The following is a 15,782-nucleotide window of genomic DNA, read 5'->3' on the forward strand; positions in this document are numbered from 1 at the left end:
CGAATCGCCTTAAACTTACTCAAGCAAGAAAAAACATCCAAAAGAGGAATCAAGGGAAAACGGCATAAAGCAGGATGGGACAATGACTATCTTTTCACAGTCCTGATGTCTCAATTTTAATCATGCGTTTGCCCTGGGTTGCCAGGGCCTTCTGCCAGTCCCGTCTGGCTCATGATTGGGGCTATACGTTTGGAAGTTTGGGCAGCGGCGTAGACTTCGCCGGTCTTATCAAACGGGCATGGCCCAGCCCAGTATCAGCCAGTTTGTCCACATAACGATCGAGCCCCGGAAAAATTGGGAGAATTTCCCAGGATTGGCTACCAAATCGTCCCCATCCGGGGAACTTTTCGCTGCGTTTCCATAGGCCTTTGGTTAAGCTGGGGCCGGAAACGTCCAGCCAAGAGTTGTTTATGTCCACCACGATCCAGCTTCGTTCCGAATGGCCCGGCCAGTGTCAAAGACTGGTGATAAAAATTGGTTCTGCGGCGCTGGCCCATCCTGAGACCGGCGTCGATCAGCATAAGATCGAGCAGATCATTCACGATTGTTTCCGACTCTTGCAGGCCGGGATGGAAGTGATTGTGGTCAGTTCAGGGGCCATCTCCATCGGCCGTCGCCACATGCCGGTGCCCGCGGATGGCAGCATTGCCTATCTGCAGGCCTGCAGTGCGGTGGGTCAGCCTTTATTGATGCGCTGCTATACGCAGGCCTTTCATCATCATCATAAGCAGTGTGCTCAGGTTTTGCTGACTCATGAGGACATGCGTGATAGCAAACGCAAACTCAATCTCAAGAATATGATGAATAAAATGCTGCAGGCCGGCATCACACCCATTCTCAATGAAAACGATTCCGTGAGTTATGCCGAGATTACGGTTGGTGACAACGATCAGCTGGCGGCCATGGTCACTGAGGTGATGGAGGCCGATGGGCTGGTTATTCTCACCAGCCCCGATGGGCTTTACGACCGTGATCCGGGTCTGGGCGAGGCGCAGATTCTGCATAAAGTCGCCTATGATGAGGGATTTGGAAAGCTGAATTTGGCCGGCAAATCCAGTGCCGGACGTGGGGGCATGATCACGAAACTCGAAGCCGTGCGTAAGCTGACCCCACTCGGCATTCCCGTGATCCTGGCCACCTTTAAAAAGGATCAGCCCGTACTTGCAGCCCTCGAAGGTGGTGGAACATTCTTTGAAGGCAGTCCCCAGGCCACTCAAAAGGCCCGTCATCGCTGGTTGACAGCCAGTGCGCGATTGGGGGCCAAAATCAAGATCGATCGCGGTGCTGGCGAGGCTGTATTGAATAACAGTTCGCTTCTGCCCTCGGGGATTCATCATGTTGAAGGCAGCTTCAAACGCGGCGATTGCGTGAAGATTTTATGTGGCAATCGTGTGGTGGCTCTTGGACTTGTGGAGTATTCAGCTGCCGAATTGCGTAAGATCCAGGGTCGGCAGAGCCAGGAAATTTCCAGGATTCTTGGTTACTGTCCGTCCAAGGTGGCTATTCATAAAGATAACCTGGTGATTCGGGAGGATGCTCCATGACTGGATTCACTCGGGATGATTTGATACACAAGGCGCGTCTGGCCAAAGCCAGCTCGGTGACGCTGCGGCGTTATCGGGAGGAGGATCGCCAGCGGGCCATCCTGAGCATTCGCGATGCTCTCGCCGCGAACCAGCAGGATATACTCGTGGCCAATGCCCGGGATGTCGCAGCGGCCCGTGAGAATGAACTGTCGGCAGCGATGATTGATCGACTGACGCTGACCGAAGCCCGTCTGCGGGGACTGGGTGAAGCTCTGAAAGAAATTGCCGCAAGTCCGTCGGTGCTCGGGCAAATCGAGCACGAGCATACACGCGCCGATGGTTTGCTGGTTCAAAAAAAGCGGATTGCTTTGGGTGTCATCGGAGTTATTTTTGAAAGTCGGCCCAATGTTTTGATCGATTGCGCGGCGCTGGCGATCAAATCAGGCAATGCGATTCTTCTGAAAGGTGGCAGTGATGCGGAGCATTCCAACGCCATTCTCGGTCATCTGGTGCAGGACGCCATCGCTTCTTTTCTACCCAGGGACGCTGTGCAGATCATACCCGGCGGCGATCGCCAGATGACTGTGGAAATGGTGAAGCTCGTCGGCCTCCTGGATCTCGTCATTCCCCGCGGTGGGGAAGGGCTGATTCGCATGATTCACGAGCATGCAAAAGTTCCAGTCATCGCTCATGCGAAGGGGCTTTGCCATCTTTATCTGCATGCGGACGCCGATTTTGATAAAGCCCGGGCTATTGCCCTGAATGCCAAGGTGCAAAGACCTTCGGTCTGCAACGCCATGGAAACTCTGCTCATCCATCAGCAGCTCGACGATGGGTATGTGCTTGACCTTTTACAGGCCCTCGAAGAGGCCGGTGTACGCCTGCGGGTGGATGAACGCGTCTGGGGTTTGGGCCCTAAGCCAGGCTGGGAACAAGCGGTCGATGAAGATTGGGATACGGAGTACCTGGATAAAATCCTGTCGGTGCGGGTGGTCGCATCCGAGGACGAGGCCATTGATCACATCCTGAAGCACGGAAGTCATCACACCGAAGCGATTATTAGCAACGATCCGTCCGTCATTCAAAAATTTGAAGACGCGATCGATGCCTCGTGTATCGCGGTGAATGCGAGCACGCGCTTTAACGATGGGGGTGAGCTGGGACTGGGGGCGGAAATCGGTATCTCCACCACCAAGCTGCATGCTTATGGCCCCATGGGTGCGAAGGAATTGACAACCACGCGCTTCGTGGTGCAGGGGACAGGCCATTGCCGTGTCTGATCAATTGATTCAACATGTTTCGGACACGGCCTTTTGGGTAGCCTACTATCGCGCCCTCGAAGGGCAGCGGAAAAATCCACTTTTTAGCGATCCTCTCGCGGAAGTCCTGGCCGGGGATCGCGGCCGGGCCATAGCCCAGCAGATGGGTCATCCGCGAATTATGAAATGGGCTCTGGCGCTGCGAACGTATGTGATCGACTCCATGTTGATCGAGCAAATTCGTGATGGTGTCGATACCGTGATTAACCTTGGCGCCGGGCTCGATACCAGACCTTATCGGATGGACCTTCCCAGTCATTTGCAATGGATCGAAGTGGATTTTCCTGGTGTGATCGAGTTTAAGAATGCTCGCTTGCAGCATGAAAAACCCCGCTGTCAACTGCAACGGATCAGCTGCGATCTTTCGCAAAGGCCAGAGCGCCGCGAAATTTTTAAGCGACTCAACGATTCATCTCAAAGAGCCTTGATTCTGACTGAAGGTGTCGTGCTCTATCTCAGCGAAGAGGACGCTGGACCTTTGGCTCAGGACCTTCATGAACAGCCGCACTTCATGTATTGGATCACCGACTACTATTCACGTTTCCTGATGAGGCTTTATCAATTGGGTTATATCAAATCCCATATGCCTCAGGAGGCGCCCTTTCGCTTCAATCCCAAAAACTGGGAACATTTTTACGAAGCACGCGGTTGGCGCCTGAAGCGCATGCACTATCTGAGTGAAGTCGGGGACGTCATAGGCCGGCCGATGGCCATGCCCTGGACAGGCAGGATTGTTTGGCCTTTCATGGGGCGGAAAAAGCAAAAGGCGATCAGGCGCATGCTGGGTTATGGGCTGCTGCAGCGCGAGGGCGTGAACACCTGATTCTGTGCACGGGTATTCAATAAAAAAAGCATAAGCTTATAAGCAAAATGTGCTTGTGGAAAATGGAAGGGTCACCTACTTCTGAGCTATCTTCGCCGAAGAAAGGGCCCCGACGTATGAAGCCAATCGCCATTTTTTACGAGCATCCTGACTGGTTTAAACCTCTTTTCGCTGAGTTGGATCGTCGGCAACTGCCGTATGTCAAGGTTTCGGCGGATCAGCATGGATTTGCTCTGGCCGAGACGGAAGCTCCCTACTCCCTGGTGTTCAACCGGGCCAGCCCTTCGGCTTATCTTCGCGGTCATGGTCATACGACCTTTTATACTCAGGATTGGCTGGGGCAACTCGAAGGCCTGGGTATACCCGTGGTCAATGGAACCAGAGTCTACGGCTTTGAAATTTCCAAGATTCGGCAGCTGCAACTCCTGCAACGCCTGAACATTCGCTACCCTAAATCCTCGGCTATCAACCACCCACGCGCGTCTTTGGAAGCAGCCCGGTCCCTGCGTTTTCCCATCGTGGTCAAGGCCAATATCGGTGGCAGCGGCGCTGGTATCGTTCGCTACGATTCGATCGATGAGCTTGAGGCTGCCGTCAACGCCGGGAGCGTGCCCATGGGCATTGATGGGGCGTCCCTCGTTCAGGAATATGCAAAACCGCAGGGGGGATACATCGTTCGCATTGAGGTGCTGAACGGCGAATTTCTTTATGCGATCAAAGTCTATCCACCCCAGGGAACGTTTGATCTGTGTCCGGCCGATGCCTGTCAGACATCGGATGGTCGTGAGCTGGTGCGTGCGGCCTGTGCGATTGATGCGCCCAAACGCGGATTGCGCGTGGAGCGGGCTGATCCGCCGGCGGAGATGATCGACGCGGCGGTGACCATTGCCCGCGCCATTGATCTGGATGTCGGTGGCATTGAGTACCTGGTCGATGAACGTGATGGCCAAGCCTATATTTATGACATCAATGCTCTGTCCAACTTTGTCGCCGACGCGGTCAACGTGATCGGCTTTGATCCGTTTGCCAAGCTGGTTGACTATCTGGAATTTCGAGCCCGCGCCGCGAGGTCAAGCCCATGAAATACGGATTTTGGATGCCGGTCTTTGGCGGCTGGTTGCGGAATGTCGATGATGAGGGCATGGACGCGAGTTGGGATTATGTGAAACGTCTGAGTCTGGCGGCTGAAAATCTTGGTTATGATCTGACCCTGATTGCCGAATTGATGCTGAATGATATCAAGGGCATTCAAGCGCCTGCCATGGATGCCTGGAGCTTGGCGGCGGCACTGGCTGCCGTCACGCAGCGGCTGGAACTTTTGGTGGCCGTGCGCCCGACCTATCATGCGCCGGGGCCCTTTGCCAAACAGGTTGCGCAGATCGATCAGATCTCGGGCGGACGCCTGTCTCTGAACGTGGTGTCATCATGGTGGAAGGATGAAGCGAAGCGCTTTGGAATTCCCTTTGATGTGCATGATGACCGTTATGCCCGCACCACCGAATGGCTGCAGATTTTGGATGCCGCGTTCCATGAGCCGGAGGTTTCATTCAAGGGCCGTTACTATGAAATCGAAGGTTTGATTGTCGAGCCCAAGCCCATCCGTAAGCCACGACCTTTGATCTATGCGGGCGGAGAATCGGAAACCGCGAAGACTATGATCGCGCGGCTGGCCGATGTTTATGTCATGCATGGGGATCCCCCCGAGCGTCTGCAGCCTAAAATTGCCGATATGCAGCGACGTCGCGAGTCGTTTGGCCTGCCTCCCATGCAGTTTGGTGTAGCGGGCTATACGATTATCCGCTCGTCCCAACAGGACGTGGAGAAGGAAATCACCCGCATCACCAATGTTTCACCTGGTTCGAGCGGTTACGCGAATTACCAGGATTTCGTGCAGAATTCACAGCTGGATCAGGTGCTGGCTTTGGAAGATTACTCGGTATCCAATCGTGGTTTGAAATCAGGCCTGATGGGAACACCGCAGCAGGTGATTGATCGGGTCGGACAGTTTGCCGATGTGGGTGTGGACTTGTTTTTGCTGCAATGCAGCCCGCAGTTGGAAGAGATGCAAAGGTTTTCGGAAGAAGTTATCCAGAAACTTTGAACTATAAAAAGCCCTGGCATGCGATGCCAGGGCTTTTTTTTAGTTGCTGGTTATAAAGGTGCCGCTGATTTCGTCGAAATACTGATCCCAGGTACCACCCTGGGGCAGAATTTTCGCATAATAAGTATACGATTGCCCCGCAGGAAGCAAGGCAACGGGAGCTTCGACATAAAGACTCGAGAATTGTTCGGCGTTTGCCGTATAGGGAGCATTCGCAGGAACGGTCTGAGTGGCCAACCACTGGCCTTGCGCATCAAAGATATCCACGCGTACGTCACAGCCTTGTGCGCAATAGTAGTTGATATAGAAGCCCACCCGAGGACTGTTAAAATTGATATAGGAAGCGCTGGCACTGGTGATCATCTGCGTTTTCTTGAAGGTCACGGACTGTTTCACTTCAGCCACATAATCTGACCATTCACCATCCACCGGCACCAGTTTAGCTGTGATGAATCCGGGCTGATTCATGGGTGCATTGGCTGGAATCGTTAATAAGACATCCACTGTCTTGTGACCGGCTGGAACGCGCACGCGTGTGCCTTCCAGATAACTCCATTGGCCGTCAAACACTTCCAGAAGAAGATCGCGATCGTCCCGAGCCAGATACTCGACGCTGATGCTATGAGGAATGCCGCGGCGCAGATCACGTGGCAGGGGATTCACGTTGATGGAATCAGGGGCCTTAGCGTCGGCCTGGGCCAGGAAAGTGTTGAGATACTGCAGCACGGCAGCCATCTGGGGTTGACGTTGCTTTTGCTCAACTTCACCCAGAAAATGCAGGTTTTGAGTGACCCAAGTGAGATCCCCGATCATGGCCTGCAGCTGCTTACGATAGGGCAGGTAAGCGCCACCCTGATCGGCTGGCAGGAGGCGCGTGGTTTGCTTTGTCTCACGAGGGATGAAGTCAACGGTGGTTAACTGGAGAATGCCGTTGGTCAAGTCGAGGGTGTTCTCTTCCGAGCGCGGACCATAACCATCGATGGTTTTGAGTTGAGTTTGGTTCACAATTTCAACCGTGGTCGAACCGTGATTCCCCACCGGAACCCGGATGGTGCCATCGAACAAAGGAAAAGGTGATTCAAAATTTTGGGCGAACAGCGTGGATGCGCTGATGGCCAAGGAAAAAAGACAAGCGAGAGAAGTGCGTCTCATGTTGAGCTCCCAAATGTGTGTGCCGTGGATACTTTTAGCACTGGGAGCGGTTTTCACAAGGTCTAAGTCACTTTTGTCGAATTTTTTCAGAAAGGCATAATGTTCTCCGGTTTTTGATCCTGATTGCGCTGATCCTGGAAATTTTATGTAGGAAACTTTCATTGAGTGCGTCTTTAATTTAGATTGGCTGGTCAAACGAGCACGATTTTAGTGACATTGGCTGCATAGTCGATGGATTTATGTTGCTTTCCAACGACCAATTTCTACATTGCGGCTCCTGCAGCCTACATTGGTCATAACGACTTAACCCATCTCTCTCGAAAGCGTACACACTATGAAGAACGGCCTCCTTTCACTGGCAGCGATAATGTTTATCAACGCCTGTGGTCAGCCCAGTCGCGACAGCTTAACTCAGGAAGCGTGGAACCAACGCAACGATCCCAGAATCATGGGTCTTGATAGGCTCACACAGAAATATCAATATGAAACGCAGTTCGACAAGCTGCCCGTTGCCGCCGATCTTCCGCAAACGCCGTGGAGCGATTACTACTGGCCAACCTATCAGGGCGGTTTAACTTATCGTTGGGCTCAGGCTGGCTCGGACTATGATCGCTATGTGTATGCGACCAAACCTTTTGCAGAATTGAAGCCTGAAGAGATCGCGGTGTTATCGCCAGCAGAAAAATATGACCTTTACATGGGTTTTGAAGACTATCGCACGACCAAGGCCGAGCGTGAGCGTACGGGTGTGCTGAAGCGCATCCCAGGTCAAGACGGTTATGACGCCCGCCTGGCTGCGATTCCAACGTGGGAAGGACTCTGCCATGCATGGGCCCCGGCAACGCTGGCGTTTGCAGAGCCGCAGGCCGTGACCGTAAAAAATAAAGCGGGTCTGGACATTCCTTTTGGTTCGTCGGACATCAATGGTCTTTTAACGATGTTCCTGCATCACGTGCCTGCACCCCAGGTCAGCTTTCTGGGTGGGCGCTGCGAAGAGAACCTGAGCGCCATCCAGGATAAAATTGAAGAAGTCCGTAATGCTTATGCAGGCAGTCCTTACTCCAAGCTGACCGCTGCTGAAAAGGAAGCCGAGATCAAGCGCCTTCAGGCGGAACTCACAGCCAGAAGTGAGCAGATCGAATGCCGTGACAGCAATGCCGGAGCTTTCCACCTGGTGCTGACCAACCAGATTGGTTTGATGAAGGAAGGCTTTGTGGTGGACGTCACCCGTGATGATGAAGTCTGGAATCAGGCGGTTCACGGCTTTAACGTTCGTGTCGAGAGTGTGAAACAAGGTCGATCACGTGATGCGGCCCCACGCACCGTCAAGGAAATCACGGTCACCACCACCATGAAATATATTGTGGAAGTCGGTTATCACCAGGACCGCGGTGGTTACGATTCGAGTGCGGCTCAGGCGACCGTTGACTACCGCTACCGCGTGGAATTGGATAGAAACGGTGCCATCATCGGCGGCCAATGGCTGAGCTTCGAGCGTCCCGATTTCCTTTGGAAGCAGACGACACCGAAATTTGAAGGCGACTTCAACGGCGTTGGCGACATCTATAAGGCCGCGACCACTCCTGCTCTCTGATCGATTCCGTTGACAGAGTTTCCCTGGATTTTCATCCAGGGAACCACGCTTCATCCCGCCTCTATCCCGCTCCCATCAACCTTGACCAGATAGCCAGCCGGAAAACGAAAATCATTTGCAAGAGTCGCGCTGGACGGATTTTGCCGTCTCGCATCCGAAAATACTGTTGTTAGACTTAGATCGCAGCCATTAAAGAGGTGTGGGTCATGCGATCGTTGGTATTGCTTCCTTTCCTATTTCTGATTTCCAGCTGCGGAGCTGATCATTCTGAGAGCAGACTCGCCGCGGGTCGGGAAGCGCGTTACCTTTTGCAAACTCCCGAAAACCTTCCAGTAGGCTTTTGGAATGACATTGATGGAACGAAGCTCAGCCAGGACTTTTTACAGCAAAGGCGCGTGGGCTGGAGTTTCTGGACGGAGATGCTGCGCCCTTTGCCTGGCATGTCCCAGAAAAATTTTATGGTCTGGCAGACATGGTATGGTCGGGAGGATCTGCAGCGTATCTTCCGCCACCTTTACGAAAATTTAACTCCTGCTGAACGCCGGAGTCGTCTCGCTTTTTCAGGAGCGAAGATCCGTGAAGCTTTGCTTTGGAACGATCATCAGCAGTTTGAACAGCCGGATTGGAATACAGCTCGTTTTGAGCAATGGCTGGCGGCCTTTGACACGGATGAAAAGCAAAGATCGATTCCTGGGATGCAAAAGATCCTGTTCAACCAGGAGGTCATGCAATTCATCCTGGAACATTATCAACGCTTGGAAATTTGCCAAAAGGAACGACAAAAGCAAAAAGAGTGCGAATCCCTGAGCTGGCCCGAGCATGCTGTGTTTTTGAAAACGAGTTGGCGCCGCAGCGAAAATGGTTTTCGCGTGGATAGCTTTGCGACGGATACAGAAGCACTGGCGCGGCAGTGGCAAAAAGCGCAATGGACCCCCGATGGATCGATGGAACCTGAAGCGCAGCAGTCCTTTGCTTTGCGTTTGCCATCGGGACAAAAGTTTCATCTGACCGGATTGCACGCCTCCCTCCACCAACGGCACCAATGGTTCTGGACTTCGCTTTGGCTTGGGCCGGTTGCGGGTGAGGAGCTGGCCGTGGATCAACCCGAAACCTGGTCCGCGCCTTGGAAAAATTATCGGCTCTGTGCTGTGGATGGCTGGCATGAACCGTTGCGTCAGCAAACCGTTGATGCAGGCTGGCCGCAGCCTCTGGCTGCCTTTGCGCATCTGCTGGTCGACACGGGTCATTGGAATTGGTGCAGCAATCCTTATCTGGAACCAGGCCCCAATAACCATAAAACCAACTGCACGGGTTGCCATCAGCATGCGGGTCGAACCTGGACCCAGCAGGAATTTCGTCAGCGGCTGACGGATAATCTGACGAGTTTGATCGTGCGCAGCCCGGAGCCAGGATCGGCGGATTTTGTCTGGTCGCTTTTTGCCGGTCCTGAACCCCTGATACAGCCTTTGATGGATGATATCGAATTTTTCGATGTCTATGATCCTTACCAATAATGTCAGGAGTCTTGTTATGGTGAAGATCCCCGTGCTCGCTTGGGCCCTTGGATCCCTCGTGTTGATGGCCGAGCCCGTGTTGGCTCAGGACGGTTTTCAGCGGGCCCAAAAGGCCGCGGAGATTCTTGGTGTCGGTCGTGATGGAGCCTGCAGCTCCTGTCATGCGATGAACTCTGAGCAAACGTTGCGCCGGTGGTCACGTAGCTACGCGCGTGTTCAGGAAAAGTGCCTGGATAATGAAGCGCTGACGGCCAAGGACAAGCTTTATTGCCTGGCGGATCAAACGCCCGATCAGGAGCTGGATCTGAAGCCCGCCAGGCTTGGGTTTTGGAGTGCAGCTCTGCACCTTGGTCCTTTGGGTAAGCTGATCCAGGAAGCCCTGGGTGAAGAGGCTGCGGTTGTGCTGCAGACGAAGTTGCGGCAAACAACAGCGATGCCCCTGCGGTCACCGACCCTTTTGACTGCAGACGAATTCAAGGTGGTGCAGGACTGGGTGGACGATGGCATGCCTTATCTCAGTGAATTGCTTTCGCCTTATCAGGGACCCACGCAATGTGAATCGATGCTGGCGCCGCGTGCGTTGGACCATCTCAAGGCGATGAAAGAGTGGGGTTGGAAGAAACGCAATGAGGAACGCGGCATGCTGATGTTTGCTTGCGGCGCCGATCAGCAGTCCTGCTTTCGTCAGCAAAAGAATGGCCAGGATATATTTCCGGACGTGAGCCTGCAGCCAGGCGCGGCTTCCTGGAAAGCGGATCCTGCCACCGAGATGCGGGTCCTGACGGATTTAGGTCAGCAAACCAATTACTGGATTCGCTCGTCAGCGGATGGTCGCTTCATCGCGTATGGTGGTTCACCCAGTGGTGTGGTGGATCTGCAAAGCCTTCTGGTTACCAAGGGCAAATTGCGCAACATTCCTGTGGATGCTTACTACGATCCAGCATTTTTCCCTGATGATTCGGCCTTTGTTTTCCAGGGTTCCGGCACCGCGATTTGTTCGACGAGTTTGCTTAAAAATCCCATGACGACCGCCATAGATTTTAGCGAAGATGCCTGCACGGCCGGTGACGATGTTCGGATTCCACTCTACCAGGCGGTTGGCGCGAGTTTGGATGGCGCCGATTATCTGGCCGCTACGGGTGACTTTCACAGTGATGACGGCCATGGTGGGGAGCCATACACCCTAAGAAATGCGCGGTCCAAGCTCTTACTGCAGCCTCTGGAATTTGATGGAACGAAATGGACGCGCCGTGAAGCGCAAAGTTTTGATACACCCTGGGAAAAAGATTGGGGTCTCTCGGCCTCCAATCAGCTGCTGCTGAGCCGCCTGGAAGTGCGGGTGGACAGTCAGATCAAGCATATTGGTTACCAGCTGTATCAATTGAACAAGGATACCACCAGCAGCATCGCTCCTGTTTATAGCAAGGAACTGGTGGGCCGCCTCTGCTTCGATGGGTTGAAAGTCGGCTTTTCTTTTGATGACCGTTTTGTTGCCAGCTACGGCTATATCAAAGCGGATCAGTATGCTCTGCTGGGGTATGCCAGCGCCGATGACCCGGAGTTTCAATCTCGTTTGAACGCTGGCACGGCCAATGTGTTTTTATTTGATCTTTGGACCCAGAAACTTCACGTGGTCACTCATATGGGGCCCGGACAGTTTGCTCTCTTTCCTCATTTCCGTTCCGATGGCTGGCTCTATTTCATGGTCTATGATCAGGAAACAGGCACCCGCCGTCTGATGACAGCGAACAATGCTCGACTCCTGCAGGAAAAAAATCCGCTGCCTTGAATCAAGGCACCCAGGTCTTCGCCAGAGGACCTGGGCACTTTCATCCCGTTGATCGTAACGCATCCTAACCGATGGGGGAGACCTTGATGAAACGTTCCGTTATCCTTTCACGAGGTCTCTATGAAAAAATCACAATGGCTCGGGGCACTTTTGCCAAGCATGCTGGTGACTCCATCCCTGACGGCTGCCTCATTAAACTGCATTGAAGGGACGCCTGACGCTCAGGATCTTCAGCAGTGGCGCCTTGAGGCGGCTCAACAGCTGGAACAAAGCAGTATCACTGAAAGAGCTTTGGCGGATCAGATTCGAACCTGTTTTGGATCGCAGATTCCCATGTGCCTGCAGCGCCTCACGGATTACGTCAACCGTAATGATACCGCCTCCTCATCACTCGATACTCCGGTCCGCAGCTCACCGCAGAAACAGCCACCGGCCCAACTCTTTTTAAGTGGAACCACAGCCTTTGAATATAGGGTTCCCGAGAATATCGAGGAACGCGCGGCCACGCTGGGTTGGCCAGCGATTCGCTATAAAAGTCGGCATTCCGGAGGGTTTGATCGCGACACGGCATCTCTTCTTATGATCTATGTGCCTGGTGATCGCTTGAATCCACCCGTGCCCTATGATCGCTGGCTTAATTTTGCACTGCCTGAGGATCCTGCCAGTGAAGCCAGCCGTCCCACGCCTGGGTCTCCGCTTCCGTCGGCCGATGATTACGCGGCCGAGGAGCGCGGTGAGCTCGCGCTACCGAAAATTTTTACCATGGTGTCTCTCGATCGGCGTCAGGGCACGACGCCCGGACAGGTCTACTTCCAACGTTTTTTGCGTCCTGGTCGCGGTGATCCGACGTTCAAACCCGAGGGCAATGCCAATCCCAAGCGTTGTGTCAGCTGCCATCCCAATGGATTGCGTGCCATCAGTCCCCTCGGCTATCACGTGCGGAAAAACGAAAATATGCTGGATGAAGAATCCTGGCAAACGGTGAAACTCATCAATGATGCGATGGTGCAAGCCGCTGGGCAACGTCCCGTAAGCTGGCGCGATGCTCCGGCTCGTTCGGATTCGACCCAGCGCAAACCCTTGCTGCAGCCGGCTGCCTTTGGTCCGAGTATTGGTCCCATGGCGCCCTTGAACGGTCGCAGTCGCACGCAGGCCTTTATCAATCAATGTGCGCAGAGGCGCACCGTGGTGGAAGTTCGCGATATCTTCGGCCGTGGACCGGGTCGCAACAATGTCTATCGCCTGTCCGCCAATCCCGAGATTGATGCCGCCAAGGTTCTGCGAGCGATGAACTGCGGCGCCTGTCATGGCACAGCTTCTCGATCGCCTCTCAATACCCTTACAGATTGGGCGCAGGTGGATTTCAAAATTCTGGTGGATCAATCCATGCCCCTCGGCACTCATAAAAATCCGCTCGAATCCAGCACGGGAGACGTTCAGGATAATTTGAATGCGGATGAAAGAATTGCATTGGCCAATTGTCTGCAGGCCGAGTTTGAACTTGAAACTCAGGAAATCGCCGCCTGGCTTACGCAGGGATCCTGTCAGTGAAGAGATGAAACCCTGTGGCGAATCGGCTAAAATCGATTCATCCATGCAAGCGGGAGGAAGACGATGACAGGACTGTCCCAGGTTGGGGACTGGCTCAAGGATAATCTTGCGCAAAGTCTGAACCTCGCTTCCCCTTTCTGTCCACTCTATCTCGTGCCGGCTTTTGTGATCGGTCTTGTGTGGTTGGGACGCTCGCAGACCTGGTCGCTGACCCAGGCCTGGCATTACGGTAAAAGTCTCTGCTGGGAGCATCGGCGGTCCATTCAAGAGGATGGGCTCTGGGCTCTGTTTCAGATCCTTGTTTTGCGAGCGCCCGTGAGCCTTTTGCACCTGGCTCTGTTTCAATGGTCGTATGAAGGACTGGTGAATTGGGGCGGTGATGAGGCTGTGGGTTGGTATGCCCCGCAATTTTTCGAAGCTTTGCTGGCTACAGCCGCCACCATGCTGGCCATTGATTTTGCAGCGTATGGTATGCATCGCGCCTTGCACAGTCTGCCTGGACTCTGGTGCGTGCATCGCTGGCATCATCAAGCGCGTTTTCTGACCCCATTTTCCACGCTGCGCCAGCATCCTTTGGAACCTTTCCTTTTGAATGGGGCTCGGGGACTGGCGGCCGGCATTTCATTGGGTGCTGTGCATCTGCTGTTTCCGAACAGCACAGCTGTCTGGACTATGGCGGGGATGGGACTGGGTTTCTTTTTGTATATGTTTACGGTGAATCTGCATCACGCGCCGATTCCCGTTCGCTATCCCGCAAGTTGGCGAACTGTGCTGATCAGCCCCCACATACACCATATTCATCACAGCAAAGCGCTCGAGCATCATGGGAAAAATTTTGGTGTGGTTTTTTCGTTTTGGGATCGATGGTTTGGAACGTATTGGGATCAGGAGGTTGGTCTCGGCGAATTGGAGTTCGGCGTGGAAGGTTGACAGGACCTGGGCCATGACAGCCCAGGATCGCGCGCAGGGAATTACCAGGCGCCGCCAGAACCGGATTCCTGCTTCTCAGCAGCTCCCTTGTTCTTTTCCCAAGTGCCGCCTTGCTCGGTGCAGTCTTTTTCCTTGTCTTTGGGCTTTTTGCCTTTCACTTTGACTTCTTCTCCCTCTTTCATGCAAACCCATTTGGCTTTGGCTTCAGCACGAGGAGTTACGGCCAGACTCAGACTGCAGGCGAACGCGACAACAAGCAAAGACGTGGCTTTCATAAAAGGCCCTCTTGGAAATGAATTCAGGTGGATGCATAAAATGCTAGCAAATTGCGGGCGAGGAAACAATCACGATTCGCCATTATGGATGGGGACTAAAAGGTCCAGGGCAGGTTCATATCATCGTGCTCGGGGACAGGTCCAGCCGGGTCGCGCGTGTGGTCGCAGCCCTGACCCGGGGGGCCATGGATACGGCCGCAGGTTTTGCAACGGTCCTTGCGGCGGAGCAGAAAGATGCGAGCTTTTTTTCCTGGAATCATATGAGGTGTTTGGACCGGGATCGATCCTTCCGGAGTTGATTCTGATGTGTGTCTAATGGACATGCTTACCTCAAATGGAAACAGCGCCTGTTTATAGTACGGACGACTCCCCATTTTGCGCCCTTATTTTACAGAAGAATCTGTAGCAAGAAGCATGCGCCTCGCGGTTCAGGTCCTATTTGCGCAAGGTGCATGGACAGGGAAGCAGCGGGCCCATCTGCGCAGGAAGCAGCGCTTCGAGGTGCATGACCAGGCCTCGAGCAACGAGGCCTTGCCTCGTCCGACGAGGCCAGCATTTCTATGGTTGAGGAGCCACCTGGCAGGACGCATCCTCGGTCCGGTCGTACTGGTTCCAACCCAGCTCGACAGCATATAAGGATCCATCGGCCATCCGCTTATGATTTTTTTGCATGTGAATCCAGCGTTTGGGATTCATCTTCAAGGTATTCTCACGATCGAGCTTCGCATACGGCTGACCCTGATCACGCCTGGGTTTGGGTGCGCCGAGGGCTTCGCAGCGCCAGCTGTCATTCACCAGAGGACCGCTGCATTGGTAGCGGAAATCCTCAAAGGGTCCATAAACTGTTTGCTCCCAGATTTGATTGGCTTGATCCTGCAGACGCCATTCCTCGCGCCAATGGATCTGCTCCTGTCCACCGATAATCAAATAGCGTCGCAGGTGCCAGACAGAATCGGTCTGACTCATGACGGCTTTCTCCAGAACGGGCTCATAGAAAGCATCATGATCGCCGTTTTCGACAAAGTTGAAGCGGACCGAAAAGCAGCCATTCATGTTTTGGATAAACGAAGGTGCTGTCTCAGCCCCTGCCCAGCTGCTGATGCTTAAAACAGAACCTAACAATCCCACTTGTACAAGACGCATGTCCATCACTCCTGTTGACGATTGGGAGCATCATCACAGCAGAAGCCTCAGGAAAGCAACGGCGT

General features: G+C 53.7%; 14 protein-coding genes and 1 pseudogene. 11 read left to right on the forward strand and 4 right to left on the reverse strand.

The window, feature by feature from the left end; genetic code table 11:
• The 6 genes and pseudogenes from VE954_RS43905 to VE954_RS30040 all read left to right on the forward strand — a co-directional run.
• Window positions 1-120 (forward strand): annotated as a pseudogene (locus VE954_RS43905) (ISAs1 family transposase); the annotation flags it as partial.
• Window positions 121-410: 290 nt separating this feature from the next.
• Window positions 411-1,544 carry a glutamate 5-kinase gene (gene proB, locus VE954_RS30020; RefSeq protein WP_324959909.1) on the forward strand — a complete coding sequence of 378 codons (1,134 nt, stop codon included), beginning with the start codon at window positions 411-413 and terminating at the stop codon, window positions 1,542-1,544.
• A complete protein-coding gene (locus tag VE954_RS30025; protein ID WP_324959911.1) occupies window positions 1,541-2,806 on the forward strand; it encodes a glutamate-5-semialdehyde dehydrogenase in 1,266 nt (421 codons plus the stop codon). The genes proB and VE954_RS30025 overlap by 4 nt, the downstream gene beginning before the upstream one ends.
• The gene (locus VE954_RS30030) at window positions 2,799-3,668 is read left to right on the forward strand and encodes a class I SAM-dependent methyltransferase (protein WP_324959913.1); all 870 of its coding nucleotides are present in this window, start codon (window positions 2,799-2,801) and stop codon (window positions 3,666-3,668) included. The genes VE954_RS30025 and VE954_RS30030 overlap by 8 nt, the downstream gene beginning before the upstream one ends.
• A gap of 116 nt (window positions 3,669-3,784) precedes the next feature.
• The gene (locus VE954_RS30035; protein ID WP_324959915.1) at window positions 3,785-4,750 is read left to right on the forward strand and encodes a hypothetical protein; all 966 of its coding nucleotides are present in this window, start codon (window positions 3,785-3,787) and stop codon (window positions 4,748-4,750) included.
• Window positions 4,747-5,769 carry an LLM class flavin-dependent oxidoreductase gene (locus VE954_RS30040; protein ID WP_324959917.1) on the forward strand — a complete coding sequence of 341 codons (1,023 nt, stop codon included), beginning with the start codon at window positions 4,747-4,749 and terminating at the stop codon, window positions 5,767-5,769. Before VE954_RS30035 ends, VE954_RS30040 begins: the two co-directional genes overlap by 4 nt.
• A gap of 39 nt (window positions 5,770-5,808) precedes the next feature.
• Here VE954_RS30040 and VE954_RS30045 read toward each other — a convergent pair whose 3' ends face one another.
• Window positions 5,809-6,921 carry a hypothetical protein gene (locus VE954_RS30045; protein WP_324959919.1) on the reverse strand — a complete coding sequence of 371 codons (1,113 nt, stop codon included), beginning with the start codon at window positions 6,919-6,921 and terminating at the stop codon, window positions 5,809-5,811.
• Between the two features lie 334 nt (window positions 6,922-7,255).
• Between VE954_RS30045 and VE954_RS30050 the strand changes: the two genes are divergently transcribed.
• From VE954_RS30050 to VE954_RS30070, 5 genes are all read left to right on the forward strand, one after another.
• On the forward strand, window positions 7,256-8,515 hold the full coding sequence (locus VE954_RS30050; RefSeq protein ID WP_324959921.1) for a hypothetical protein: 1,260 nt from the start codon (window positions 7,256-7,258) through the stop codon (window positions 8,513-8,515).
• A 206-nt stretch (window positions 8,516-8,721) separates the two neighbouring features.
• On the forward strand, window positions 8,722-10,029 hold the full coding sequence (locus VE954_RS30055; protein ID WP_324959923.1) for a hypothetical protein: 1,308 nt from the start codon (window positions 8,722-8,724) through the stop codon (window positions 10,027-10,029).
• A 16-nt stretch (window positions 10,030-10,045) separates the two neighbouring features.
• Window positions 10,046-11,818 (forward strand): hypothetical protein, encoded by a 1,773-nt coding sequence (locus VE954_RS30060; RefSeq protein WP_324959925.1) that lies wholly within the window; start codon window positions 10,046-10,048, stop codon window positions 11,816-11,818.
• 120 nt (window positions 11,819-11,938) lie between these two features.
• Window positions 11,939-13,369 carry a hypothetical protein gene (locus VE954_RS30065; RefSeq protein WP_324959927.1) on the forward strand — a complete coding sequence of 477 codons (1,431 nt, stop codon included), beginning with the start codon at window positions 11,939-11,941 and terminating at the stop codon, window positions 13,367-13,369.
• Between the two features lie 63 nt (window positions 13,370-13,432).
• Window positions 13,433-14,299 (forward strand): sterol desaturase family protein, encoded by an 867-nt coding sequence (locus VE954_RS30070; protein ID WP_324959929.1) that lies wholly within the window; start codon window positions 13,433-13,435, stop codon window positions 14,297-14,299.
• 41 nt (window positions 14,300-14,340) lie between these two features.
• Here VE954_RS30070 and VE954_RS30075 read toward each other — a convergent pair whose 3' ends face one another.
• The 3 genes from VE954_RS30075 to VE954_RS30085 form a co-directional block, all read right to left on the reverse strand.
• Window positions 14,341-14,574, reverse strand: coding sequence for a hypothetical protein (locus VE954_RS30075; protein ID WP_324959931.1), 234 nt, complete (start codon window positions 14,572-14,574; stop codon window positions 14,341-14,343).
• A gap of 95 nt (window positions 14,575-14,669) precedes the next feature.
• On the reverse strand, window positions 14,670-14,897 hold the full coding sequence (locus VE954_RS30080) for a hypothetical protein (RefSeq protein WP_324959933.1): 228 nt from the start codon (window positions 14,895-14,897) through the stop codon (window positions 14,670-14,672).
• Between the two features lie 235 nt (window positions 14,898-15,132).
• Window positions 15,133-15,717 (reverse strand): DUF6607 family protein, encoded by a 585-nt coding sequence (locus VE954_RS30085; protein ID WP_324959934.1) that lies wholly within the window; start codon window positions 15,715-15,717, stop codon window positions 15,133-15,135.
• Window positions 15,718-15,782 lie beyond the last annotated feature (65 nt).

The sequence above is a fragment of the Oligoflexus sp. genome (genome assembly GCF_035638955.1).
Taxonomy (GTDB): Bacteria; Bdellovibrionota_B; Oligoflexia; order Oligoflexales; family Oligoflexaceae; genus Oligoflexus.